This window comes from Pseudomonas sp. MF09156, from assembly GCF_059862305.1.
Map to the genome: position 1 here is coordinate 1 of NZ_JCBCUR010000041.1, position 3,222 is coordinate 3,222.

The 3,222-nt window shown below is 50.8% G+C and carries 1 rRNA gene; it reads left to right on the forward strand.

Annotated features, from left to right (window positions below):
• Nucleotides 1-199 precede the first annotated feature (199 nt).
• A 23S ribosomal RNA gene (locus AC19YY_RS30910) occupies nt 200-3,093 on the forward strand.
• Nucleotides 3,094-3,222 lie beyond the last annotated feature (129 nt).

Here is a 3,222-nt window from a genome sequence, read left to right on the forward strand (position 1 = left end):
GATGGTGAATGTTGATTTCTAGTCTTTGACTAGTTCGTTCTTTAAAAATTTGGGTATGTGATAGAAAGATAGACTGAACGTTACTTTCACTGGTAACGGATCAGGCTAAGGTAAAATTTGTGAGTTACTCAAATTGAGTATTATCGAATTTTCGGCGAATGTCGTCTTCACAGTATAACCAGATTGCTTGGGGTTATATGGTCAAGTGAAGAAGCGCATACGGTGGATGCCTTGGCAGTCAGAGGCGATGAAAGACGTGGTAGCCTGCGAAAAGCTTCGGGGAGTCGGCAAACAGACTTTGATCCGGAGATGTCTGAATGGGGGAACCCAGCCATCATAAGATGGTTATCTTAAGCTGAATACATAGGCTTAAGAGGCGAACCAGGGGAACTGAAACATCTAAGTACCCTGAGGAAAAGAAATCAACCGAGATTCCCTTAGTAGTGGCGAGCGAACGGGGACTAGCCCTTAAGTGGCTTTGAGATTAGCGGAACGCTCTGGAAAGTGCGGCCATAGTGGGTGATAGCCCTGTACGCGAAAATCTCTTAGTCATGAAATCGAGTAGGACGGAGCACGAGAAACTTTGTCTGAATATGGGGGGACCATCCTCCAAGGCTAAATACTACTGACTGACCGATAGTGAACTAGTACCGTGAGGGAAAGGCGAAAAGAACCCCGGAGAGGGGAGTGAAATAGATCCTGAAACCGTATGCGTACAAGCAGTGGGAGCCCACTTTGTTGGGTGACTGCGTACCTTTTGTATAATGGGTCAGCGACTTATTTTCAGTGGCGAGCTTAACCGAATAGGGGAGGCGTAGCGAAAGCGAGTCTTAATAGGGCGTCTAGTCGCTGGGAATAGACCCGAAACCGGGCGATCTATCCATGGGCAGGTTGAAGGTTGGGTAACACTAACTGGAGGACCGAACCGACTACCGTTGAAAAGTTAGCGGATGACCTGTGGATCGGAGTGAAAGGCTAATCAAGCTCGGAGATAGCTGGTTCTCCTCGAAAGCTATTTAGGTAGCGCCTCATGTATCACTGTAGGGGGTAGAGCACTGTTTCGGCTAGGGGGTCATCCCGACTTACCAAACCGATGCAAACTCCGAATACCTACAAGTGCCGAGCATGGGAGACACACGGCGGGTGCTAACGTCCGTCGTGAAAAGGGAAACAACCCAGACCGTCAGCTAAGGTCCCAAAGTTATGGTTAAGTGGGAAACGATGTGGGAAGGCTTAGACAGCTAGGAGGTTGGCTTAGAAGCAGCCACCCTTTAAAGAAAGCGTAATAGCTCACTAGTCGAGTCGGCCTGCGCGGAAGATGTAACGGGGCTCAAACCATACACCGAAGCTACGGGTATCACCTTCGGGTGATGCGGTAGAGGAGCGTTCTGTAAGCCTGTGAAGGTGAGTTGAGAAGCTTGCTGGAGGTATCAGAAGTGCGAATGCTGACATGAGTAACGACAATGGGTGTGAAAAACACCCACGCCGAAAGACCAAGGTTTCCTGCGCAACGTTAATCGACGCAGGGTTAGTCGGTCCCTAAGGCGAGGCTGAAAAGCGTAGTCGATGGAAAACAGGTTAATATTCCTGTACTTCTGGTTATTGCGATGGAGGGACGGAGAAGGCTAGGCCAGCTTGGCGTTGGTTGTCCAAGTTTAAGGTGGTAGGCTGGAATCTTAGGTAAATCCGGGATTCTAAGGCCGAGAGCTGATGACGAGTTACCCTCTGGGTGACGAAGTGGTTGATGCCATGCTTCCAAGAAAAGCTTCTAAGCTTCAGGTAACCAGGAACCGTACCCCAAACCGACACAGGTGGTTGGGTAGAGAATACCAAGGCGCTTGAGAGAACTCGGGTGAAGGAACTAGGCAAAATGGCACCGTAACTTCGGGAGAAGGTGCGCCGGTGAGGGTGAAGGACTTGCTCCGTAAGCTCATGCCGGTCGAAGATACCAGGCCGCTGCGACTGTTTATTAAAAACACAGCACTCTGCAAACACGAAAGTGGACGTATAGGGTGTGACGCCTGCCCGGTGCCGGAAGGTTAATTGATGGGGTTAGCTAACGCGAAGCTCTTGATCGAAGCCCCGGTAAACGGCGGCCGTAACTATAACGGTCCTAAGGTAGCGAAATTCCTTGTCGGGTAAGTTCCGACCTGCACGAATGGCGTAACGATGGCGGCGCTGTCTCCACCCGAGACTCAGTGAAATTGAAATCGCTGTGAAGATGCAGTGTATCCGCGGCTAGACGGAAAGACCCCGTGAACCTTTACTATAGCTTTGCACTGGACTTTGAATTTGCTTGTGTAGGATAGGTGGGAGGCTTTGAAGCGTGGACGCCAGTTCGCGTGGAGCCAACCTTGAAATACCACCCTGGCAACTTTGAGGTTCTAACTCAGGTCCGTTATCCGGATCGAGGACAGTGTATGGTGGGTAGTTTGACTGGGGCGGTCTCCTCCTAAAGAGTAACGGAGGAGTACGAAGGTGCGCTCAGACCGGTCGGAAATCGGTCGTAGAGTATAAAGGCAAAAGCGCGCTTGACTGCGAGACAGACACGTCGAGCAGGTACGAAAGTAGGTCTTAGTGATCCGGTGGTTCTGTATGGAAGGGCCATCGCTCAACGGATAAAAGGTACTCCGGGGATAACAGGCTGATACCGCCCAAGAGTTCATATCGACGGCGGTGTTTGGCACCTCGATGTCGGCTCATCACATCCTGGGGCTGAAGCCGGTCCCAAGGGTATGGCTGTTCGCCATTTAAAGTGGTACGCGAGCTGGGTTTAGAACGTCGTGAGACAGTTCGGTCCCTATCTGCCGTGGACGTTTGAGATTTGAGAGGGGCTGCTCCTAGTACGAGAGGACCGGAGTGGACGAACCTCTGGTGTTCCGGTTGTCACGCCAGTGGCATTGCCGGGTAGCTATGTTCGGAATAGATAACCGCTGAAAGCATCTAAGCGGGAAACTAGCCTCAAGATGAGATCTCACTGGAACCTTGAGTTCCCTGAAGGGCCGTCGAAGACTACGACGTTGATAGGTTGGGTGTGTAAGCGCTGTGAGGCGTTGAGCTAACCAATACTAATTGCCCGTGAGGCTTGACCATATAACACCCAAGCAATTTGTTTCTCGAAAGAGCATCAGATTGCGGTGTGTGAAGACGAAATGAACCGAAAGTTCGAATCTCACAAAACACCGAAAGCTGTCACATACCCAATTTGCTGAAGCGAGGCAC